The sequence below is a fragment of the bacterium SCSIO 12741 genome (genome assembly GCA_024398055.1).
Classification (GTDB): Bacteria; Bacteroidota; Bacteroidia; order Flavobacteriales_G; family Salibacteraceae; genus SCSIO-12741.
Genome location: CP073749.1, coordinates 1,904,079 through 1,926,781 on the forward strand (window position 1 = coordinate 1,904,079; position 22,703 = coordinate 1,926,781).

At 45.3% G+C, this 22,703-nt stretch carries 23 protein-coding genes; 12 read left to right on the forward strand and 11 right to left on the reverse strand.

Annotated elements, in window-relative coordinates:
- Positions 1–33: 33 nt before the first annotated feature.
- The 10 genes from KFE98_08045 (at position 34) to KFE98_08090 (ending at position 7,873) form a co-directional block, all read left to right on the forward strand.
- Entirely contained in the window at positions 34–810 is a 777-nt protein-coding gene (locus tag KFE98_08045) for an SDR family oxidoreductase (GenBank protein UTW64079.1), read from the forward strand.
- A 65-nt stretch (positions 811–875) separates the two neighbouring features.
- Positions 876–2,237: an aldehyde dehydrogenase gene (locus tag KFE98_08050; GenBank protein ID UTW64665.1), complete on the forward strand. Its 1,362-nt coding sequence runs from the start codon at positions 876–878 to the stop codon at positions 2,235–2,237.
- Positions 2,238–2,278: 41 nt separating this feature from the next.
- Complete coding sequence (locus tag KFE98_08055) at positions 2,279–2,545, forward strand: DUF2798 domain-containing protein (protein UTW64666.1); 267 nt, start codon at positions 2,279–2,281, stop codon at positions 2,543–2,545.
- Positions 2,542–2,961, forward strand: coding sequence for a DUF2147 domain-containing protein (locus tag KFE98_08060; protein ID UTW64080.1), 420 nt, complete (start codon positions 2,542–2,544; stop codon positions 2,959–2,961). The genes KFE98_08055 and KFE98_08060 overlap by 4 nt, the downstream gene beginning before the upstream one ends.
- A gap of 8 nt (positions 2,962–2,969) precedes the next feature.
- Positions 2,970–3,602 (forward strand): NAD(P)H-dependent oxidoreductase, encoded by a 633-nt coding sequence (locus tag KFE98_08065; protein ID UTW64081.1) that lies wholly within the window; start codon positions 2,970–2,972, stop codon positions 3,600–3,602.
- A gap of 2 nt (positions 3,603–3,604) precedes the next feature.
- Positions 3,605–4,765 (forward strand): iron-containing alcohol dehydrogenase, encoded by a 1,161-nt coding sequence (locus KFE98_08070; protein UTW64082.1) that lies wholly within the window; start codon positions 3,605–3,607, stop codon positions 4,763–4,765.
- A gap of 230 nt (positions 4,766–4,995) precedes the next feature.
- Entirely contained in the window at positions 4,996–5,748 is a 753-nt protein-coding gene (locus KFE98_08075) for a hypothetical protein (GenBank protein UTW64083.1), read from the forward strand.
- A 58-nt stretch (positions 5,749–5,806) separates the two neighbouring features.
- Positions 5,807–6,433: a hypothetical protein gene (locus tag KFE98_08080; GenBank protein UTW64084.1), complete on the forward strand. Its 627-nt coding sequence runs from the start codon at positions 5,807–5,809 to the stop codon at positions 6,431–6,433.
- Positions 6,418–7,179, forward strand: a complete 762-nt coding sequence (locus KFE98_08085; GenBank protein UTW64085.1) for a histidine kinase — start codon at positions 6,418–6,420, stop codon at positions 7,177–7,179. The genes KFE98_08080 and KFE98_08085 overlap by 16 nt, the downstream gene beginning before the upstream one ends.
- Before the next feature lie 13 nt (positions 7,180–7,192).
- A complete protein-coding gene (locus KFE98_08090; protein UTW64086.1) occupies positions 7,193–7,873 on the forward strand; it encodes a response regulator transcription factor in 681 nt (226 codons plus the stop codon).
- Positions 7,874–7,898: 25 nt separating this feature from the next.
- Here the strand turns inward: KFE98_08090 and KFE98_08095 are convergent, their stop codons facing one another.
- From KFE98_08095 to KFE98_08135, 9 genes are all read right to left on the reverse strand, one after another.
- On the reverse strand, positions 7,899–8,741 hold the full coding sequence (locus tag KFE98_08095; protein ID UTW64087.1) for a hypothetical protein: 843 nt from the start codon (positions 8,739–8,741) through the stop codon (positions 7,899–7,901).
- A gap of 43 nt (positions 8,742–8,784) precedes the next feature.
- A complete protein-coding gene (locus KFE98_08100) occupies positions 8,785–9,411 on the reverse strand; it encodes a hypothetical protein (GenBank protein ID UTW64088.1) in 627 nt (208 codons plus the stop codon).
- Between the two features lie 87 nt (positions 9,412–9,498).
- Entirely contained in the window at positions 9,499–10,239 is a 741-nt protein-coding gene (locus KFE98_08105; GenBank protein UTW64089.1) for a streptomycin biosynthesis enzyme StrG, read from the reverse strand.
- Complete coding sequence (locus KFE98_08110; protein ID UTW64090.1) at positions 10,236–12,449, reverse strand: hypothetical protein; 2,214 nt, start codon at positions 12,447–12,449, stop codon at positions 10,236–10,238. The genes KFE98_08105 and KFE98_08110 overlap by 4 nt, the downstream gene beginning before the upstream one ends.
- Complete coding sequence (locus KFE98_08115) at positions 12,442–14,244, reverse strand: hypothetical protein (GenBank protein UTW64091.1); 1,803 nt, start codon at positions 14,242–14,244, stop codon at positions 12,442–12,444. The genes KFE98_08110 and KFE98_08115 overlap by 8 nt, the downstream gene beginning before the upstream one ends.
- Positions 14,245–14,274: 30 nt before the next feature.
- On the reverse strand, positions 14,275–16,026 hold the full coding sequence (locus KFE98_08120; GenBank protein UTW64092.1) for a hypothetical protein: 1,752 nt from the start codon (positions 16,024–16,026) through the stop codon (positions 14,275–14,277).
- 35 nt (positions 16,027–16,061) lie between these two features.
- Complete coding sequence (locus KFE98_08125) at positions 16,062–16,862, reverse strand: hypothetical protein (protein UTW64093.1); 801 nt, start codon at positions 16,860–16,862, stop codon at positions 16,062–16,064.
- Between the two features lie 121 nt (positions 16,863–16,983).
- On the reverse strand, positions 16,984–17,163 hold the full coding sequence (locus KFE98_08130) for a hypothetical protein (protein UTW64094.1): 180 nt from the start codon (positions 17,161–17,163) through the stop codon (positions 16,984–16,986).
- 19 nt (positions 17,164–17,182) lie between these two features.
- Positions 17,183–18,337 carry a hypothetical protein gene (locus KFE98_08135; GenBank protein ID UTW64095.1) on the reverse strand — a complete coding sequence of 385 codons (1,155 nt, stop codon included), beginning with the start codon at positions 18,335–18,337 and terminating at the stop codon, positions 17,183–17,185.
- Positions 18,338–18,647: 310 nt separating this feature from the next.
- Here KFE98_08135 and KFE98_08140 point away from each other — a divergent pair, with 310 nt between their 5' ends.
- Entirely contained in the window at positions 18,648–19,562 is a 915-nt protein-coding gene (locus tag KFE98_08140; protein UTW64096.1) for an AraC family transcriptional regulator, read from the forward strand.
- A 38-nt stretch (positions 19,563–19,600) separates the two neighbouring features.
- Here the strand turns inward: KFE98_08140 and KFE98_08145 are convergent, their stop codons facing one another.
- Together KFE98_08145 and KFE98_08150 are read right to left on the reverse strand one after the other, a co-directional pair.
- Positions 19,601–20,059, reverse strand: coding sequence for a hypothetical protein (locus KFE98_08145; protein ID UTW64097.1), 459 nt, complete (start codon positions 20,057–20,059; stop codon positions 19,601–19,603).
- 137 nt (positions 20,060–20,196) lie between these two features.
- Complete coding sequence (locus KFE98_08150) at positions 20,197–21,243, reverse strand: hypothetical protein (protein ID UTW64098.1); 1,047 nt, start codon at positions 21,241–21,243, stop codon at positions 20,197–20,199.
- Between the two features lie 152 nt (positions 21,244–21,395).
- On the opposite strand from KFE98_08150, the gene KFE98_08155 reads away from it, so the two are divergent.
- Positions 21,396–22,601: a BamA/TamA family outer membrane protein gene (locus KFE98_08155; GenBank protein ID UTW64099.1), complete on the forward strand. Its 1,206-nt coding sequence runs from the start codon at positions 21,396–21,398 to the stop codon at positions 22,599–22,601.
- Positions 22,602–22,703 lie beyond the last annotated feature (102 nt).

A 22,703-nucleotide genomic window follows, 5' to 3' on the forward strand; every position in this document is an offset into this window, starting at 1 on the left:
CGGTAACGATTTAAACATCAAAATCTTACTACGATGAAAAAAGTTGCATTAATTACTGGATCGGCAAGCGGAATAGGAAAAGAGTTTGCCAGAATCCACGCCGAAAAAGGAGGAGATATTGTAGCCGTAGATCTTAATCGAGAAGGTCTTGAATCCCTTAAAAAAGAATTGGAAAAAGAGTTTTCCATCCAGGTTTATCTGATTGTAAAAGACCTGACTGAATTGGAAGCTCCTCAGGAAATTCACGAAGAGCTCAAGAATCAAAAAATTGAGGTGGATTATTTGATCAACAATGCCGGGTTTGGAGGCGTTGGTGCATTTCATGAACGAGATTGGAATAAAGACCTGGCCATGATTCAAGTGAATGTGTTGGCCTTGGTAGGTTTGACCAGACAGTTTTTACCCGATTTTGTGGCTCGCAATTCTGGAAGAGTGCTCAATGTTTCTTCTACCGTGAGCTTGGTTCCAGGGCCGCTTCAGGCCATTTATTTTGCCACGAAAGCCTTTGTTACCTCTTTTAGCAATTCCTTGTACGGAGAGTTAAGTGATACCCCCATCACCGTTACGGCTTTGTTGCCAGGTGCTACTCAAACGGCTTTCGGAGCCAGTTCTGGAATGGACAAGACGGCCATCTACAAAAAGCCTGCAAGTGCCAGGAACGTTGCCGAAGAAGGCTATCGTGCTATGGAACAAGGAAAGGTGGAGGTAATTGCCGGACTTCCTTTTCAGCAGAAAATGGAACTTGCCTTTATCCCATTTGTTCCTAAAAAAGCCCTCATTGATCGAATTAAAAAACAACAAGCTCATTAATAGGTGCATGCCTTTAAAAATTAGAAATCATGAATACTGAAGAAATAAAAGTGACCGCCTTCGAAATGGATGTTCAACAGTTGGTAAAAGACCAAAGAGAATACTTCATGAGCAATACCACTCGACCGGTGGAATTTAGAATTGCGCAACTCAAAAAGTTTAAAGCGCTACTGCTTGAGCACGAGGAAGAAATGCATCAAGCGATTTTCGAGGATTTTGGAAAATCCAAGTACGAAAATCAGTTGACCGAATTTTTTCCCTTGATCGATGAAATCAATGTAGCGATTAAGAATTTGAAAAAGTGGATGACACCCAAAAGTGTCAAAACCAACTTGCTAAACTTTCCTGCGCGGAGTTATCTGGTGCCCGAGCCCTTGGGTGTGTCTTTGGTTATTGGGGCCTGGAATTTTCCCTACAACCTATCCCTAACACCCGTAGTGGGGTCCATTGCTGGAGGAAATACTACTATTCTTAAACCGAGTGAACTTCCGGCCCGCACCAGCAAGGTAATGGCCAAGATCATCAATGAAAATTTTGACCCTCGATTTTTGCATGTGGTGGAAGGCGCTATTCCTGAAACTACCGCTTTATTGAATCAGCGATACGACAAGATTTTCTTCACCGGAAGTCCGATGGTTGGAAAGATCGTTAACAAGGCCGCGGCGGAGCACCTGACCAATGTGACTTTAGAATTGGGTGGTAAAAATCCGGCCGTATTTACCAAGGACTGTTCTTTGAAAATGAGTGTAAAACGAATGATCTGGGCCAAGTTTGTCAACTCTGGTCAGTTCTGCATCACCACCGATTATGCTTTGGTGCATAAGGATATCAAAGATGATTTTTTGAAGTATGCAGTGGAGGAAATTGAAAAGAATCATTTCTCTCGGGAAAACAACAACTACGTTCAAATCATCAATGAGAGGAACTTTGATCGGGTGGTCAATCTAATTAACCCCGAAAAGGTCTATCATGGAGGAGGTCACGATCGAGCCGAACGTTATATTGAGCCTACCATTTTGAACAACGTGGATCTGAATGATGCGGTGATGCAGGAGGAAGTATTCGGCCCCATCCTTCCGGTAATTGAATACGAAACCCTGGACGAGGCTTTTGAGATTATCAAAAAATTTGAAAAACCGCTGGCTGGGTACATCTTCACTGATAGTGCCATAGCCAAAGAGCGTTTTTTGAACGAAATCCCTTTTGGCAGCGGAGCTATCAACGATTGTGTGATGCAAATCTCTAATCCCAACTTGCCTTTTGGAGGTGTTGGAAATAGTGGTATGGGCCGTTACCATGGTAAGTACAGTTTTGAGTGTTTTTCTCATTTCAAAGCCATTTTGGACAAGCCTACGGCCATTGAAACAAACCTCAAATACTACGGCTACAACGAAAAGAACATGAAAATTGTTAAACTGTTAAGCTAATTAGAGGATTGGAGAGAACCGAAGATGAAAGAAAGTTGGAAATGATCAAGAAGGTTGTTTTTGCTCTCCTAATGGGGGGCATAACAACCGGCATCATTTCCTTTGCTCTGGTAGCGATAAACCTGGGATTTAACACTTCTTTTCTAAGCTTGTGGATGAAATCCTGGGTTTTGGCGTATCTCTTTGTGATTCCTGCGATTTTACTGATTGCACCTACGGTTCAAAAGTGGGTAGATCGGTGGGTGGAAAGCCTGGGCCGGAATAAGGGATCATCGTTAAAAAAGAACGAAATAAATCAAAAGAGATGAATAGAATAATGGGATTGGTAGTGGTTTTGCTTCTTTCGGGGACCAGCCTTTTTGCGCAACAGGAGCTAGTGGGTAAATGGCTAACCCAGGACAAAGATGCAGTGGTGGAAATTTACCAGAAAGAGAACAAGTTCTATGGGCGCGTTGTCCAATTGATGCCGGCAACTCAAAAAGATGGATCGCCCTTTTTGGATGTCAACAATCCTGAAGAGCATTTAAGAAACAGAAAGATTCTTGGTATGAACACCATTTTGGATTTTGAGTGGAATGGCGAGGAATTGGAAAATGGAAAGTTGTACGACCCAAAATCTGGAAACCACTATGAGGGTAAGATTTGGGTGGAAAACAATCAATTGAGGTTGAGAGGATATGTTGGATTTGTGTTCAGTACAGAGACTTGGACCAAACAAAATTGAAAAGAGAAGTGGAATTACTTGACAAATTAAAATGGCGTTATGCGGCCAAGGCCATGAATGGAAAAAAAGTGCCGCAGGAAAAAATGGATGCTTTGATTGAAGCCATATCTCTGGCTCCCACTTCAAGTGGATTGCAGCCTTTTGAAGTGATGGTTATTACCAATCAGGAAATCAAAGAAAAAATCAGGCCGGTAGCTTGGAATCAATCCGTGGTGACGGATTGTTCACACCTATTGGTATTTGCAGCCTGGGATACTTACACGGAAGATCGCATCAATAGAATGTTCGATTTGACCAATGAGGTTAGAGGATTTCGAAATGAGGGCTGGGAAAACTACCGGCAAAAACTGCTGGCCGCTTACCCCAATAGAAGCCCTGAAGTGAATTTTAGTCACGCCGCTAAGCAGGCTTATATTGCCCTTTCGCAAGCCATTACTGCTGCGGCTTTTTTGGGATTGGACAGCACTCCTATGGAAGGCTTTGACCTGGTCGCGGTGGATGAAATATTGGGCTTAAAAAAGAAAGGTTTGAAAAGTTGCGTGATGCTTCCTGTAGGATATCGTGACGAGGAAAAGGATTGGTTGGTAAATTTGGTCAAGGTTAGGAAGCCGATAAATGAATTGATAACAGAGATCGAATAGCTATGAACAATTTTGAATTCTACAACCCCACTAAGATCCGGTTTGGAAAAGGCCAAATAGCTCATGTGGCAGATGAAATTCCTGCCAACGCTAAAGTTTTAATGCTCTATGGAGGTGGAAGCATCAAGAAAAACGGAATTTACGATCAGGTAAAGGCGGCCTTAAAAGAGTTTGAAGTGGTGGAGTTTGGCGGAATACCCGCCAATCCTGAGTACGATATTTTGCTCCAGGCCTTAAAGGTGATCAAAGAGGAAGACATTAACTTTCTCCTGGCAGTAGGTGGAGGATCGGTTATTGATGGCACCAAGTTTTTGTCCTCTGCTGCGCTTTACGAAGGCGACACTCCATGGGATATTTTAAAGCAAGGAATTCGAACTGAGGTCGGCTTGCCTTTTGGTACCGTTCTTACCTTGCCAGCTACAGGTTCTGAAATGAATTCTGGTGCAGTTATAACCCGAAAAGAAACCCAGGAGAAATTGGGTATGGGTGGTCCTGGGCTGTTCCCTCAATTTTCGATTCTCGACCCCCAAGTGGTTCATTCCATTCCGCAACGTCAAATCGCCAATGGCTTGGCCGATTCCTTTACCCACGTGCTGGAACAGTACATGACCTATCCGATTGGAGCTTCCTTACAAGATCGAATGGCTGAAGGTATTCTACAAACCATTTTGGAAACGGCCCCGCAGATTTTGGCCGATCCCAACGATTACAAAGCCGCGTCCAACTTTATGTGGAGCTGTACGATGGCGCTCAACGGTTTAATCCAAAAAGGGGTTCCTACCGATTGGGCTATTCACGCCATGGGCCATGAATTGACTGCTTTGTACGGGATAGATCATGCTCGTACCCTGGCCATTTTGGCTGGGAGTCATTACACCTACAACCTGGAGAGCAAGAAGGAAAAATTGGCCCAATATGCCGAAAGAGTCTGGGGAGTCTCAACAGGTTCAACCGAAGAGAAGGCCCGGAAGGCTATTGAAAAAACCGAAACCTTTTTCCATTCCATAGGAATCGATACGCGATTATCACAGTATGGTGTTGAGGTTTCTGGAACGGCTCAAAAAATCGCTGAAACCTTCGTTGAAAGAGGGTGGAAGGGAATTGGAGAGCACGGATCTCTCAAGCCCGATGACGTGGAAAAAATAGTGGAAATGGCCTATTAATTATGACCGTTTCATAGCCGCTGTCCATTCAAACTTTTATAGTTTTAGCCTATTCAGCAATTAAGGAACTAAACGGTAGTTTGCAGTATAAGCCACGGTTGATTTCCTGATACGTACGATGATTGATGCATAGGTTTAAGGGTGATTTTTTTCATCCTCAATAGTGCTATTGTGGGTAGCAGGATTGATCGTGATGAATGCGATTTACAAACGATCAATTTATACAAGCTATGATTCAAACTATCAAAGACAATATCCAGCAGTGGAATGAAATTCGGAACACGCTGGTGGGGTTCAACTTTCTGACTTCAGGCTATGGTGTCGAGATTGAAATGGATGATTTTAACCGATGGGAGGCTATTCGAACGGCAGCCGGCATTGCATTAGGCGATTTTAATATTCACCTCTACATCGGAATCGACGATTTGGGGATAAAATTTTACCTCACCGATAGCCATACCGATGCCGCCCAGAGTTATGTAGAAGGCCATAATTTGATCACCAAGAGTTATGCGAGGGGAGATGATGCTCAAACCGCGAATAACTTTCCCATTTCTGCGAACAAATTGAGGCCGTTAAAGGGAAGTCAGGTTCCGATAGAAACGGCTTTTGAGTCTGCCTTTTCCTGGTTTTTGTATTCAGATAATTGGTTTCAGCAAAAGCAACATGAAGCCCAAACCGCCCAAGACGTTGATCAGGCTGGGGTAGTTCGTGTTTTCACCGTTCCCTTTGATGATATTACAGACATCTTTCAAACGGCCAATGTGAGCAAGGCCTTCTTGTTCTACGGGATCAAGAATTACACCGATGCCCAGGGTGCGGTATTGTACCCCAATGAAATTGAGATGCTTCTATGCAACATTGAAGATGCTCAAGCCTATCAGTCCGGGCAACCGGTAACGACCTATATCGTGCAGGATTTAACAACTCCAAGCCCTCCCTTTTCAACGATTCAGCAGCCGTTTAACCTGTTTCAGGCCTAAGCCAATAGCCCTTAATTTTGGAGCCCGGTAATGGGCTCCATCTTTTTTTTTCGGGACTATGAATGCATTTGATTTGGCGGGAAGGCTTCTAATCTGGACCTCCATCCTAACCTTATCCGGAGGAGTAATCCTGGCCGTTTGGAAGCGGAATTTTTCGTACTTGAGTCTCTATTTGCTGCTCTTGTTAATGATGGAGACCACTGGGATGATTTTCACCGTTATCAAGGGCAAGAATCTTTTTGTGTTTTCCCTATCATCGGCTATTCATTTTGCCTTTTTGACCCTCTTCTACATCGATGCCTTAAAGCTTAACCTAAAACGGCCGGTTGCGGTAGCCATCGCTTTACTTCCTTTTCCGTTTTACTTTTTACCAGGCTTGGAAATCACCTCCTTTCAACCCTGGGATCGAGCCCTTTTATCCAGCCTATTGTTTTGCTACAGCTTGGTTTATTTCGCCTGGCTCATTCAACGAAGAGTTCAGATCAACAAGCCCGTTGTTTATCTGAGTGGTGCGGTACTTCTGTTTTTTACCATAGACGCTTTTTTGTCCATGGGTACGAACTACCTAATTTCCAAAGTTAATCTCACGGTTGTCGCCTGGTTCTGGTTCTTCCGGGCGGTTTTTCTCATTCTTTACTACGTCTTTTTGATCTATGCAAATCAAGCCTTATGGAAGAAGAGTTAAGTTGGTTGTTGCTACTCATTGGGGGGATTCTGATTCTAACCATTATTCTCGCCTTTCTCCTCTTTTTAGTCAAAAATCACCTGGATTGGTCCTGGAAGGAAGAACGGGAGAAGGAACAACTCAAATTGGAGCACCAAAAGGAACTACTCCGATCCAGCGTTAGTATTCAGGAGAAAGAAAGACAGCGCATTGCCGGAGAATTGCATGATAACCTCATTTCCCAGTTGCATCGAATTAAGTTGTTAAACCAGGAAGGTGCGGTTAACGACTTGCTCAAGAATAGCATTGAAACGGCCCGCACCATTTCACACGACCTGGTTCCTCCGCTTTTGAAAGAGGTCTCCATGCAGGAAATTATCCTGGATTTTATCCAACCTTACCGCAACAAGTATCAGTTTTCCCTCGGGTTAAAGGGGCTCGATTCTTCCCTTTTGGAAGTGGACAAAAGATTGCAGTTGTTTCGCGTATTTCAGGAAGTGATGACCAATGTGGACAAGCATGCCGATACGAAGCAGGTGGACTTGAGATTTCGTGAAACCGAGCGTTATTGTGCTCTGGTCGTACGCGACTATGGAAAGGGATTCAACAGCGATCAGGCCACCGGACTGGGACTAAAAAACATCGAGTTACGCGTTCAGGTTTTGGGTGGGAAATACCGCTTGAAATCCGAATCCGGAAAGGGCACCACTTTTACCTTGCTTCTTTCTTATTCCGCCTCATTTTCCAAGCCGCATTCTTTATCGTAATATTGATCTACTTATGGAACAAATCATCAAACTTGGACTAATAGATGACGACAAACTGGTTGTCCAGCTTTTGTCAGATTACCTCAATCAACTAGACGGCCTGTCGGTATGTTTAACTGCCTTTAGTGGGAATTCTCTTCTTGAAAAACTGCAGGCTACAAAAGATCATCCCGATATCGTTCTCCTCGATCTCCGAATGGAGGATGGCAATGGCTTGAATGCGGCAGAAGTGCTCATTCGGGATTTTCCCAAGATTCGTATCATCGTTCTTTCTTCTTACTACAAGTCGTCCTTTATGGGCTACATGCTTCGTACCGGGGTTCATGCCTTTTTGCCGAAGGAAACGGACAAAGAAGATCTGGTACAGGTTATTCATGAGGTATACCAGAAAGGGCATTTTTTCAGTGAAGATCAGGTAACCGTGTTGCGCTCGCAAATCACCGAAAAGATTCCGCAATTACATACCCATTCCAAGGATGCGCTAAGTGAACGTGAAATTGAAGTGCTCCGGCTCATTTGTGCCCAATTTACCGCTCGTGAAATTGCCGAAAAACTATTCGTTACCACCAAAACCGTGGAGGCCCATAAGAGCAAATTATTGCAAAAAACCGGCGTAAAAAATACAGCCGGTCTTATCATTTATGCCGTTCAAAACGGACTCGTAGATGCAGATGAGTTAGTGTTGTTGGAGTAGTGGCTCCTTCAAGATTTTCTCTAATCTATTCCAGGTCAGATTCTTCATGCTCTGAATCCGGATTTTCCTCAGCTTGATCTTCGGCTGGTTCAGCCGCAGCAATAGCGGCATTTTCACCCGGCACATTGGCAAAGAGGCCTTGAAGGTTTTCCTTGGGTTCTTCTACGGGCTTCTTCTCGTTTTTAGGTTTCAAATTGGGATGTTTATCAATAGCTTTTGACAGGGTCTCAATTTCCTCGGGTTCGCTTTGATCTGCGGGATGAAATTCCTTTCGGCTGAAATGCTTGATTACTGATTCACCTTTTTCGTTGTTAGCTATTTCTACAGAACGAAGTCCTTCTCGGTAACCATGTTCTGGTTGATCTTGATCTTTAGATACTAATCGATCTACTTCTTCTGGCTTATATTTCTCCACTTCATCGGGTACATAATAGTTGTCTATGCTATAGCCATCCATTGACCTTACTTTTTCTCTTCCTTCATTTAGCGGATTCCTATCAAATTTTTGGGTGATTCGCCCAACTTCATTCCCTTTTCGGAAGTAGACAGTCGGATTTTTATTTAAATCTCCGGTATGTCCAATGATGTTTTCAGGACGGTAAAAATCGTCTCGGTAGCGCTGAGGCTCATCCTTTTCTTCCTCATATTCTTCCCAATCCGCATAGGGTAGGGCGTCGCCGGTACCTTGATTTTGATTGCCGGTGTTTTCCTCTTTCTGCTGCTGATCATCTGGGGTTTGTTTGCCCTCTGTCTGTTCTTGGTGCTGTTTCTTAGTCGCCTTTTTTTCTTCTTCTTTGAGCTCTCTTTTCTTATTCTGATCAGAGGCTTTGTCGTCTGGTTGATTGGCTGTGGAACCTTGATTTTTCATATCAAACTCTGGGTCTTAATTCGGGTCATGGAGTAGGAGATTCCTACGCTTCGATCATATCAGTATCGCCTTCTGACTCTTTGTTGCCTTCGTTTTGAGGAGGGTCAACAGCCATGGCGTTTTCGGCATTGGGATCGGCGCCGGGTACATCGTCCATGAAACCGAATGGGTTTGTTCTTTCTTCAACTAATTCACCATTTTTTCTTTCTTCTTCAAGTTGGTTGGGATTGGGAATCTTATGCACTTTTATTATTTCTTTGGTATACCCAAAAACGCTAATTCCAGGTCGAGCAACATCCAATTGGGCAGATAAACCCGAAGCAAAGCTTTCGCCGTCCTCGCCACAGGATCTAATGAGTATGCTGTTGGTCCAATTTTCAGGCAATGAGGACTTTAATAGATTACCTACTTCATCGGGTGTCCAGGCAATGAGGTCTATGCCTTCGTTTGAGCCACCCAAATGGTCCTTATCTCCATGGCCTACTAAGCAGAGATTTTCCTGGGGTTTTAACTTTGAAACCCAGCCCTCAATTTGAGTTTCTGCTTGTTTTTGATCGCATCCTTTTTTGATTTTAAAGGTTCTTCCCCAACCCCAATTATCTCCTTCAGATTTACGGAGGATGCTGATGGCTGCTGGAACCACTGGATCTTTTGTAATTACAATTAACATCTATCTATTTTTTTTTAAATAATTCTTACTCTTAAGGCTTTTCAGATTCCGCCAGAACTCAAAGAATTTGGCTGTTGAATTCTATTTTCAAAGGTGTCCCGCCCGCCGTTTTTTGTCGTTAGGGTTATTACCAGTTTTACCAAGGTTGGTGGTTATTCGGTGGGCGGTTGAGGCCTCATCTTCTTTTGCTTTTGGCCGAGAATTCAAGATGGAATTCCAAGGGGGACTCACCAATTCAGGAGCCTTGGGGTGAAAGCGAAAATCACAACTTACTCGGGTATGGTCGGTTTGGTTGGCGTAGGTACCGTGCTCGAGCATTCCGCCATCCCACAAAAGGGCTTGACCATAGCGCAATTCCAACGGACGGTAGTTGCCTTCACCGTAGTCGTTTTCACACCACAGGGTGTTGCTTCCAAACACATCGGTAAAGGGCAGGTAGCAATTGATTTGCTCGGGGCGACCGGTAACTTCTGCATCCCGGTGAAAATCGCTTACCGATCGGGTTCCGGCCAGGTGAACACGCATTTTGGGATGTGCCGCATAGCGAATGCGATGTCCGAAATGTGGAGCTACTACTTCGGCTACCCAGCGGTGATAAACTTGGTAAAAAACAGAATCATCCGGGATTTGCTGCATGAGTTTTCGAAGCACCAGATTGTCGGTATAGCTGAGTTTGACCTTACCCGTTTGTTTTTTCCATACCCGGTGTAAGGCTCCCAGGTTAGGGACCCGGAATACTTCTTCGCTGAGGATTTGCTGGAAGGGGTACTCGAGCACATCGTAATTCAATACCAGGCTCTGGTGGAGCGCTACTATCCTTGGAGTCATGACAGGCGGGCAATGATTCGATTTACCACTTGGCTAATCAGGTGCTGCTTTTCCCACTTGTGCCATAGAAACAGGCCTCCCTTTTCTAAGTTCTCCCAGGCAATGGCCCGAAGGTGTTCGGCTGCCCAGTCGGGTATGTCCGGGCCTTGGTAGGACGGGTCTTCATGGATCTTTTTCGCCCCGTAAATGGAGGTTTTTTCCTGGGATTGGGAATCGATTAGATGCCCGAAGAATTCCAGCGAGCCAATGATCGGGTCCAGAATGAATTGTATTTCTCCTGCCGGCAGTTCTTTTTGGGCCTTCCAACTTAACCTTCCTTTTTCCAGTTGAAAAGTGGTGACCGTTTGAGATCCGATTTCGAGCAGGCCCTCCGAGAGCTGAAGTTTCTCAGGATGATCCACCCCAATTCCCGATCGCCTTAATACATAAAAACCATAGAAAAAGGAGTCTTCATAACCTTGGGTTTGGGTACTTGAAAACAGCCGTTGCCGCTGCGGATCAATTTCCTCGGCCTGCCAATTAACCTGGTGGATGGGTAGGCTGGAATCGGACCAGGTTTTTCCAATAAACTGGCGGTTTCCGTTCAAAGGAGCGTCGGGGCGAAGTGATCCGCTCAAAGGAACATCAGGCTGACTTTCCCAACTCAAAACGCCCTGCTGGTAGCGGAACGCCCGAATTCGAACATCGTTGATGTACAATACACTTTTTTGCCAGCGCCTGGGATTTCCGATTAAGGTGATCACCCGTTTATTTTGGGAATCCAGGTACACGCCGGTCCAGGGAAAGAGCTGTGCCCGATTGATCGAGTCAATGGTACGGGTGAGTGCTGACCATTCCCAGTTCAAGTCATTTTCAACCAACCAATCCTTCAACACCGACTTTGCTTCTCGCCGATTCAAGCCGGCTAACTTCCTTCCCAACTGAGCAGTGGCCTTTTTGTTTTTGAGCAGATGAATAATCACCTTTTCCGTGGAAGTGGATCGCTGAAAAAGTCCTTTGGATGCCACCTGAATCGCACCTGATTCTCGGGTGGTTAGCAGCGACCTTTCCCGAGGTGATAATTGTTCAAAGCGAGGATCATCAAGGGCTTCTTCAGGATTTTGACGGTACATCCTTTGAAGCTCAGGGTCGAAGTAGAGCGAGATAAGAAATTTACTGGCCTCGGTTTCAGGTTGCCAGGAATAGGAGCCTGGAATGGAAAAATCAGCAAAGGCATCAAAGGCTTTCATTTCCCGGGGACCATAGAGCCCAATTTCCCGCAAGGGTGAAGTGGGCGTAATCAGTTGTTGCCCCTCTTTAAGTACACCCAGCTCCCGGGCTACTTGTTCGTTGGTTGGGACCACCTCTTTTGGAGCCAGGTAAAACGTGGACAAACCTGTAATTCCGGCTTGGTTTTCGGGTCGATGAAGCTCTTCCAAAGAGTAGCGCTCAATAAGTGGATCTAAGGTGGGGTAGCGGGACGCGATGTAGTGGATCACATCATAATCCTTTCCGTAAATCTCCTGAAGCCAATGGATAAACCGGGAAAAATTGGAATTCAAATAGCCTTGCCTGCGGTATCCCAATTCACCAATCAATCCCACCTGCCAAAGGATAACATGTAGTGAGGGATCAATTCTGCGTTGGCGAATCAAAGCATCGGTGGCTTCATGGGTCTGTAGCCCCGGATGACAGGGATCCACTCCCAAATCTGCGCAAAGGGTATCCAACGCACACACGCCGGCCTTCATTACCGCTCGGTAGCCCTCTCTTCGAGCCAGCAGGATGGCCCGATGGGTAGAAAGGACAAATATTCCCGGGTGGCCGTAAAAAACCACCACCACTTTTAGCCCTTGACGAACCCAGTAGAGTTGAGCCTCCGTCATTTGCATGTAGGTCGTGTACCGCACCTTGTTTTCTCCATAGAGCACGTACAAATCCAAGGCGTCTGGTCGAAGTTGTTTAAGCCAAACGTGGGTGGCCGGATCAGCTACGCAAAAGAGGACCTTATCAGCTGATTCAATCAGCTTTTTATCCCCAAGACTAAACCCAATGGATTCAATGCCTGAGCCCAAAATCAGGAGCTCTCCTGGCTTGGACTCTGGTGCCGGTTGTTCAGTTTGAGCCTTTTCAACGGAGGCCCGACTGGAGGCAATCCCCTGAGCTAATTCTTCCCAGGCCTGCAGATGTTCTTCAGCAGTGGGGTAGTTGGTAGAATGTGATTTATCCATGGGTTTTCTGGTTTTTTTGAAGGTGATGGAGTAGAACTTCTGTGGCCACTTTTAGGGGTAGTGGATGGCCTTTGCAGGAGTATTTGGCCAGCGATTGATACATCAAGTAGGGAGCTGATACCTGACCCAGGGTTTTATTCAATTCTTCCTGGATTTTAGAGGGCCATTTCCAATTCTTGAGGGCTTTGTCGGCCGCCGCATTTGGAGTGGATAGCAAAGTGGTAAGCACTTCTTCCTGCTCGGTTACTGAGGCTCCTTGCTGCACAAAATCGGCCATGGTCGTCCACCGCTCCTCCAAGCTATTGGCTGGGTTGAGCAGGTAGTTGATCAACATTCCAAGTGGTGCTGATTGAGAGGGTTGCTCCTGAGCCAGATGATGATTGGCTTTTTGATGCCACAGCTGAAGCATTTTTTGAGCGGCCATCATTCCTCCCATAAAGGCAACGTTGTTGAGCACTGCTTTGAACAAGGCCCCTTTGTTGGACCATAAGGAGGATCCAATTCGGTTGAGTAACTGGTTAGGCGGAGCAGCATCAATATCCACATCCGTGTCAATATCGGTATCCACATCCACGACATTGTCCACCACGGTGTCCACATCTACATCAATGTCTACGTCTACATCCACTACCACCAGGGCATCGATGTCCACGTCAATATCCACATCTACATCCACGTCGGTGTCTACATCGGTATCCACGTCCGTATCAATGTCGGTGTCCACATCGGTATTGATGAGATCTATCGTTGAGTCGAATTCGTCCAGGGAAGAGGACCTTAGCGATTGCGCCACCTGACTCACTGAGTTTCTTACCGATTGAAGGATCGAAAGTCCTTGGGTTTGCAAGGCCTGAAACAAAGTGGGAACTGCTTTGGCCAAGGAGATTATCGTGTGGGCAACGAGAATGAGATTGACCGCCGTAAACGACAGGTAGGCCAGATCATAGGCCACCATCCACCAGGCGATTTTCGGTTTTTGATAGGGTTGAGCCATTACCTTTTGACCCATGAGGTGCCCGGTAATGAAAAAGTCGAAGGTGTTTGGAGCGCCATCATGAATGACCATATCCTGAATAAGGGCAGCAAGAGTGGGTTTGGCCGAGGTATCGGAGGCATCTATCAGTTTTCCCTTGCGGTAATGAAAAGCCTGGGCCGGTTGATCCCCTTCCTTGTACTCAATTTGTCCTTGTTTTGAAATGCTAAAGGTTCCCAGCACGTGGGTGGGAAGAACCAAAGGTTTTTCGGGTTTGGCTGGTGGAATGGCATAGCAATAGTAGGTGCCAACCCAAGCCCGGGCATCGTTTTCTGCCCAATGCATTACCACGGCGAAAAGATCATAGTCAAAAGAGAATTCCTTAGATTTAAACCAGGTATTCAGGATGGTTTTTTGCTTAGCCAATTGATTGGGATTTCGCAAAAACTCGTTGAGCTGCAGGGCTTCTGGTGAATAAGGCCTTCCCTTGAATTTTTTGTAAAACTGAAAGGCATCCTGAGCTTGCTGAAGCGCATTGGAGCTAATATGAACCTGAATCTCACCCACTATATGCGTGGATGCATGTGCAACCGGCATTCCTGTATCGGGCAGGGCAAATACGAGGCTTTGTAGAGGCTCATCGGCTGGGGTAGAGTAGGTGCCATGTTGAGTTTGAGCCGCTACTGTACCCACTTGGGTATACAATGGGTACCATTGTTCGGGATGGTGGGGACTTACCTTTGGCGGGAGTGTAAGGGTGTAAATATCCAACGCTGTGGTCAAGTCATTCTGAATCTGAACGGAAGGAGTTGAAGTCGTCATTGTTTTTAGGATTAGGGGTAGTAAAGAAGATTAGTCCATCATGAGATCATCAGCTTCATCCTCTTCTTGAGGCTGAGTGTCTTTGCTCGCTTGATTATCCTTTTGAAACTGCCCTATTTGATTGATGCTGTTCGCTTCATCTTGAGCTGCAGAAGTAGCCGTGGTGGCTCCAATGCTTTGGTCCATTTGCTCAATGTTTTCGCCGGATTCGGTGACTTGCTTTTCTACTTTTTGAATCACCGGACTGGAGTTAGCAGAATCGGAATTCTCTATTAGATTTTGGTCTTTTTTCAGGTCAATGGCAACCTTATCCATCTGAGCCTCTTCGTTTCCACTCGGGTCTGGATCGTTTTCCATCAAATTGTTCAACTCCCCTTCTTCCTTTCGGATCTGACTCTTCACTGTCTGAACATCATCGGAATCATCAAAAGAAAGATCATCATCGCTCTCTTCTGGTTGTTGGGGGCCTTTCTCTTCAATCCCCGTATCCTCCCGAATTTCCGCATCTCGCTTCTCGGCCTCATTCTGTACCATGTCTTTTTCTTCATCCAATCTTTTTTGAGTCAGTTTTTGATAGCCCCAGGAAACCAAAGATTTGATCCATCCGGCGATGGTCATCACAAGGCCTAAAATCAAATGCGCCGACATGTAGAGCCCGGTGATCGTGGAAATCGATTGAATGGTCTGTTGGGTGGTTTTCGGATGAAAAAGTGTGTGCCAATAGCTGGGCGTTTGAGGTTTAGCCGAGCTGGAGGCTATGCTCTTTTTGTCGGCAGCAACTTCCCGGGCGGTTGGTGGGTGAGCGCCATGGGCTCCCACTACTTGTACTCCACCAATTTGACCAATAAGCGAGGGTATAATCTCCGTGTCAGATGATTTTTGAGAAATGACTTTTTTGAAAATACAATGGGGCTTCAGGCTCCAGGATTTGGTCGATTCAGGATGTTGAAGATTAAACACACCGTCTGAAAAAACCACCTTTTGCGGACACTTGGTGTCTACTTCGGTCATTTCTGGTTTACTGGGGTTAAGGGAGGGGTAGAAGATGCAGGAAAGCCCTCCATTAGGCATGGAAAGGTCGATGCCTTCCTTGTTTTCGATCACCAGTTTTCCAACAAACTGACTTTTCTTTCCATCTCCTGAATAGAGATAAAAGGTGCAATCACCATAATTGGTATAGCCAAACGGATAGTTGTGATAATAGCTATCAATGGCCATGATTTTTTCCAAGGTTACCTGCTGATAGGCGGTGGTGCTTTCAAAAAATGCATTGACCACATTGGCCATCGCTTCAAAGCTCTGCTTTGCAGAGCCCTTCTTTCCATTGGCGGCTTGGCGGGCCAGGATCATGCCTTTTTGGGTGGCTGCCAGGTATTGTTTAACCTGTTTGGAGTTGGGCTGGGCCTGAATTTTCCGGTAGAAAGTTTCGGCCGCTTTCATGGTTTGCTCGTCTTGGTTGCTTACCACTATAGGAGCGGAGTTCGGTAAGATGCGTTCATTCCAAATGGGGAAAAACCAATCCGATGTGCAGATAAGCAGATGGAACATCTTTGGGGCTGGATTTTGCTGGTGACGTAGCGGGTAAATGGCCACTTCGTCAACCGAAAGAATACGCTGGTTTTTCTGAGAATTCAGAGTATCCATTCCTTGTTCATAAAGGTGTGCAGCCACATTGCCATTTGGGTTTTCATCAATCACCAGATTCACCGTCAGATTTTTGTTGGAGTCATTCGTGATTTTACAATCGGTGGAAGAGTTTGGAGCAGTTGTAGAGGGATTCATAAGCGGAAGTTTATGCGGTTTAGTGATTCAGTGAATTACCGGTGGATTTCGTAAAAAGCAGGTTGAGCCAAATCCAGGTCGTTGTGTTGTTCATAGGTGTTGGTTTTTTGCCAAACGCTCCAGCCTTTTCGTTTCCAAACAGCTGGAACACGGGGTTCTTTTTGGGAGGTGTAGTCGGCTACCCACAAGGGATATTGAGCGAAGTTGGAATCGGTTAAATAGGCCTCTCCAAAATAGTAGTTGGTGTAGATCATCGGTTTGGTCTGGGTGAGTTTTTCGAGGCGGTTCAGAAAGAGTTTGACGTTGTTTTTTACATTCTCGTCAAAGGGATAATGGGTGATGCTGGCGGTTTCCACATCCAGCACCAAAGGCATGGAGGCTGATTTGTAAATCGGTTTGATTTGTTCGTAGAAAAACTCCGCCTGTTTTTGACCATCATCATGGTTTCTAAAAAAGTGATAAGCCCCATATACCAGGTTCTTTTTCACGGCTGTTTTCCATTCCGAATACAAGTTTGGATTGCTGTATCCTAATCCGTCTGTCGCCTTGAGGTACACAAAAGAAATGCTGTCTTCAGGGCTTAAATCTTCCAGTTCCTTCAAGCGGTATTTCGCAATGTCGATCCCATATACCTTCTGAGTTTGGTTGAGAGATGAATTGGATTTTAAGGCTGGTTTTTCTTTTTCTTGGCGATCCTTTTGGATCATTTTTTTGAGGTGGAGGCGGTACCAAATTATGCTTCCGGCAATCATCAGAACGATGGTTTTGAGCAGGATCACGATCTTAAGCATGAGCAGGATTTTTTCCAATGCTCCACTGGATATTCTGAATTTCATAAGGGTAGTTTTTGTGCCCTTTCGGGCCCCTTCCCCGAGGTAATCAGCGGGGAAGGGAGTCTAAACAAATGAACAGCTAAAGCCCTTTTTTCAAAGGCTTTAACTGATCAGGAGATAAAGGTTAAAGCTTGATGTGGAGCACTTTGGCTAAGTACCCAGCATCACCCAATGTCACCTTGCCCGTTTTGTCAATCCCGACAAGGACTTTAATTCCGCCCTTAATAACCATTAGGGTTTTCGGTGCGACTTTAACGGCGATGCCCAGCTTCTGGAGTATTCCGAGTATAAGTTCAAGTGTCATTTCAAGAGGATTTTAAGGGTTAAAAAGCAGATTCAATGGCCGTTACATTGGCACCCAGGATGCTGATGTCACCGATATTGGTTTTGTAAGGAATGTGAAGCTTTCCGTCTTGAGTAGACAAAGCCGTGTTGCTTTTTGAGCTTCCCTCTGCACCTGCATAAAAGGGCCAGAATCCTCCACCCAAACCTTGCTGAATGCTGCTCAATTGTTCATCGCTAAAAGTCTCGTGCACGGTAATGGTCAAATCGATGCCATCGGCGATGATCAATTCGGTAATAACACGATCCATAGATCCGCCAGCACCAAAGAAGGTTGACCATCCTGATGAAGAATCAGGGTTCCAAACGTAATCGTCGTTCTTGTTTTTCAAAGCATTGTTAAACACGCCTGAATTAAACCAGTCACCAGGTCCTACAGGAAGGGTGGCGTAGTTGTTAATAGAACCTGAAATGGTGATTTTGGAATTGGTGATCATCTGGCTTGTTTTCTTGTCACTCGCAGCACCAGCTACAGCGAACACAGTACCAAATGCACCGTCCATGGCTCCGGTGAAAAAAGAACTCTTCTTCTCGTTCGAAGAGGTAGAATCGTAATTGATAGAAGCACTACGACCTTTGCGAATCGCTGCCTGGGCTTTTTCAATCGTGGTGTTGTATACGGGTACTTTCGTTACCTGTCCACTGGGTGAAGTCAGGCTCAAAAAGTTGGACGTATTGGTGTAATCTGCCATGGCTTCTTCCAAAGGAGAAAGGGCACTTTGGGCAAAGGTGTTAATCGCCGTTTGAGCGACTCCCGGATCCAACATTTCATCCGCAAAGAGTTTGAATACGTCGGCTTGGGATTTCTGATTTCCTTTGGCGTAGTAAGCGTTGCGAAATTTGATCCAGTTGGTGTAGTTGTCACCCAACACGGCTTGTAATTGGCTGGAGTTGTTTCCAGGACTCAAAGAGTGAAGCAATGAGCCATAATCCTCGCTAAACCGGTTCCATTGGCTGGCGTTAAATTGGAAATTGGAAGAGGCTGGAGGCACACTATCTGCCATCAAGTAAAGATTTTCAGAGGTGCTACCAATCGGCAAAGACCCTTGAATAAGTTGAAAGGAGTTTTCGTTCAACCCCAAAACCGATACCAGGGTATTTCTCCAGGAATGGGTTTTTAGTTCTAATGCATTCATTTTAGTTAGTATTAAAATGGTCCTACTCTGTTTGTGGCTTTTCGGAATTCGCCATTCGAAGCGCCACGAGTTATCGATCAACTTCAAAGGCAAATTTGAAATCAGAGCCTTGGCTGGCTGTTAGGGTTTATACCAATTTGAGAAAGACTAGGGGATTTTTGAATATTCAATCTCGAATCTCGAATTCTGAAAGTTCCCCGCACCCGCACCCGCACCCGCACCCGCACCCGCACCCGTCCTCTCCCTCGTCCTCGCCTCTCCCCGATGACCATCGGGGTCTCGCCTCTGATTTCTCTATTACTTTTGAAAAATGCCCACAGCATCAACTACCCAAGAGGATTATCGGAAAAGATTGAACCAGGTGTTTGACTACATGGATAGGCACCTTGATCAGGAAATGGTATTGGCTGATGTAGCTGAAGTAGCGGCGTTTTCGCCTTATCACTTTCACCGGATTTTTAAGGCAATTACTGGAGAAACCTTACTTCAATACATTACCCGTCGTCGGATTGAAAAATCGGCGGCAGATTTAATTCATAAGCCTTGGAGTATAACGGAAATTGCCCTGAAATATGGGTATGCGGATAATGCTGCTTTTACCCGAACGTTCAAGAAATTCTACCAAATCAGTCCATCGGAATTTAGGAATCAAAACCCGCATCACTTTAGCAAGATTCGCCAACTGAAGAGCAAGAATGGCCAAGCCTACCCGGACCTCGAAAAATACATTTGCGAGCTGGAAAACCTAAAAAAATGGATAACCATGAACGCAAAAATTGAAATCAAAAATTTCCCGGAAAGAGAGTTGGCATACGTCTCCCATTTTGGAGATCACAACGTGGCCTCTGCCTTTCAAAAACTGATCGCCTGGGCCGGACAAAAAGGGCTAATGACCCCCGATGCGAAATTACTCACACAATACCACGACAGTTTCAAAGTAACCCATCCAGACAAGGTTAGGCTGAGTGCCTGTATTGTCCTAAACGAGCCGATCGAAGTTGAAGGCGAAATAGGAAGGTCACAACTTCCGGGCGGGAAGCACATCGTGGGCCGCTTCGAAATCGGGCTGGAGCAATATGAAGCCTCCTGGACAAGCCTGTTCCTTTGGATGAATGAAAATGGCTACGAAAAATCAGATCAGAATCCTTTCGAAATCTACCACAACAACTTTCAGGAGCATCCCGAAAAAAAGAGCATCGTAGATTTCTGCATTCCGATTATTTAACCGGGTGCATGATAATGGAAATGGTAATCAAAAAGGTCTTAAAATACCTTTTCGATCTGGTATTCTATCCCGTGGAAAGAAACCTTATCGCCTGCTTTGGCTCCGGCCATGTTTTTAAACAAGGGAGCTTGAGTGCTTAGGCCAAAATAATCGGTGCCTTCACAGCTAAATGCTTCAATGCCGGTAGAAACAAAAAGATTGCGTTTGTCCGTAATCACCACACTTCCGAATTCCACCTTGTTGTGGGTCAGTTTAGGGTCGATGCTTCTCAAGGTGTCCAACTCTTGTCGGGCAAAGCTGAGTTGATTATTCAGGTTGTCCAGCATTTCCAGATCGGCATCTTTACGGGCTTCCGTTTGACTAGCAGATTCTTCACTGGCTCCTTCGGTGGTTTCGGTTTTTAATTCATTTACGCGGCTCAAAAAGTCGCTCACCACTTCTTCCATTTTGACCATCCCAGCGGCCAGAATTTTCTTTTTCTGCTCAGTATTACTCATGGCAATTCAGGTTTAAATTACCAGACTAAGTTAGGGCATCCACCTTCCATTTTGGCTGACTTTGATCAGCTTTAAAGAGGATATCCACTGGTTGTTCGATGGGCTCTTAAATAAGGGTATTCCGAGAAAATTCTTAGCTATTCAGCTTCGGGATTTTGCATGTCCCGAATATCCCAAACCACCCAGTTTTTGGGATTATTGAAATCTTCAGGAATGAACAGATGGCCATGTAGGAGCGCGGTTAGTTTGAACTGTTCAAACATGTTTTCCGCAAAGGTCAATCCGTCTTCCATGACGATGAGGTGGAATTTTCGCTCATCGCTAAGGGATATGGTAGAACTGTTGGCCAGAAGCCGGTCTTTCAGTTTTATTGGAACGGTGATGGACTGCACCTCCCGAATGGGAATGGCCAAAAACTTTTTGTGTTGAGCCAGCTTCTTTAGGTCGGCTTTCTTTTCATCGGTGAAAAAAGGTTCATTGGAAAAGCCTTTGATGGTGGAGTCAGTAAAAAGCAAGGCATTAACGCCCAATCCAACGCCCGGAATTTGTTCGGCCACCTTACTGGCCAGTTTTCGCATATTGCCGTCATTCCAAAGGTTCTCCAGGTTGAACGTTTTTGGAAACCAAAACAAATACCGGGTAGTTACAATCAGAGTTCCGCTTCCTTTGCCCTTCTTATTTTCATCCTTTACCTCTTGAAGCATGGCATTTTCCTGCATAAAAACAAGGTTCACTTTTTCATCCAGGGCATCAATTTCTTCCTCCACGGTGCGCGGTGTTTTAAGAAAGGGTTCGGAGAGGTATTCAATCAAAGCAAAGCGATCAGCCACTTCCTGAAAATTTCCTTCCTGGATGATGCCTACCAGGTTGTCGGTGACGTAGGAATCCGTCATGTAGGCCAAGTATTTGACCGTAATAATTTCTGGAACGTCCTTTTCAGCCCGCATCCATTCTGCTACTTGTTCCAATGATTCTCCTTGATCCACTCGGTTGAGTGCCTCTTTCAAGGATTGGGTGACTTTCAAAACCTGGTTCTTGTGCTTGTCCTTTTCGTTACCTTCTTTGATGGCTAATGCGATGAATATGATTCCGGTAACGCCTAACAGAATTTTGTATAGCATACCTGCCTCTTCGGGAATCATAATGGCAGCAAAAATGGAGGCAAATCCGGCGTAATATTTCATGGCGTTAAGGTTTAAGTTAAAGACAGTAAGCAAGATAGGTAGATGGAATTAATAATCCAAGCCCGTTAAATAGCCCAAAAGGGTGATTTGGAATCGCTCTATGGGGGTAAATTTTAGAATCCCTAATTTCACAGCCCAAAGCGTGTTCGGGAATGCACCACTTTTCTTGCTGTCGTTTTCTTTCTTCTTGCCAGGCCGGTTTATGGGTATTGGTTTTCCTTTTTGCGGGAGGAATAACCGGGCATGCTCAATCAGATAGCACCACCTGGTTTCAGCGAACCAAGGCCAATTACGAAGCCAAAAAAGAAAGAAAACTGGCTGCTGGTCAAGTCATGTTTACTCCAGTTGTTGCTCCGGCTTACACACCCGAGTTGGGTTTGCTTGTTGCCGCAGGAGGATTAATCACCTTTAAGACCAACAAAAACGATTCGCTAATTCAGCGTTCTTCACTTCCGGGATCCATTGGGTATACCACAACGGGAGCTTTGGTGATTAACGGAATTTTGACCTCTTTTTGGTTCAAGGACAAACTTCGGATCAATGGTGATTTTTGGTACAAAGACATGCCCGATCATTACTGGGGTGTGGGTTTTGATAATGGTTTAAACGTGCCCAAATCGGATAGCACAACGGCTTACAACCGCACTTGGTGGTGGATTAATCCCCGTTTTTTATATCAAGTTAAAACGCACTACTTCGTAGGATTAAATGTGGACTACAACTATACCCAAGGAACTTCTCCGAGTGCAGGTGTAGATCAGGATTCGGTTTATCAACACTACAATAATCGCCCGATGAATGGTGGCTTGGGGGTTATTCTTCGATACGATACCCGAGATGTACCTGTTGATGCTCGAAAAGGACTCTTGCTCGATTTCAGAGCTGTAGCCTATTCCCAGGGCCTGGGGGGAGATAACAATTTCCAAACTTACCGATTAGACTACCGCCAATTTGTAACGCTCAAAAAGCCGGGACATACGTTGGCCTGGCAATTTAAAACGAGGCTGGCTTTTGGTGAGGTGCCTTATGGCGAGATGTCTCAATTAGGCACTCCCTTCGACCTAAGGGGCTACCAATGGGGGCGCTATCGAAACGATCACATGGTGTATTTACTCACCGAATACCGCCATTCTTTTTACCGACCGGATCAAAAAAAGAGTCTGCATGGTGCTGCCGTTTGGGTAGGAGCAGGTTCGGTGTTTAATAACGATGAATTCGAACAGAACCGGATGGAGTGGCTGCCTAATGTAGGGCTCGGATACCGCTTTGAAGTACAACCTCGCATGAATGTTCGAATCGATTACGGATTTGGGTTAAAGTCGAGTGGATTTTATTTCAATTTTAACCAGGCCTTTTAGCGATTGACCATTTCCGCTTCACCCTGATTTTACGAGTTTCCCAGTAATTTTTATTTTTAGTCTATTGGAGATCAAGCTCAACCGTGGTCTTCTGAAAATTGG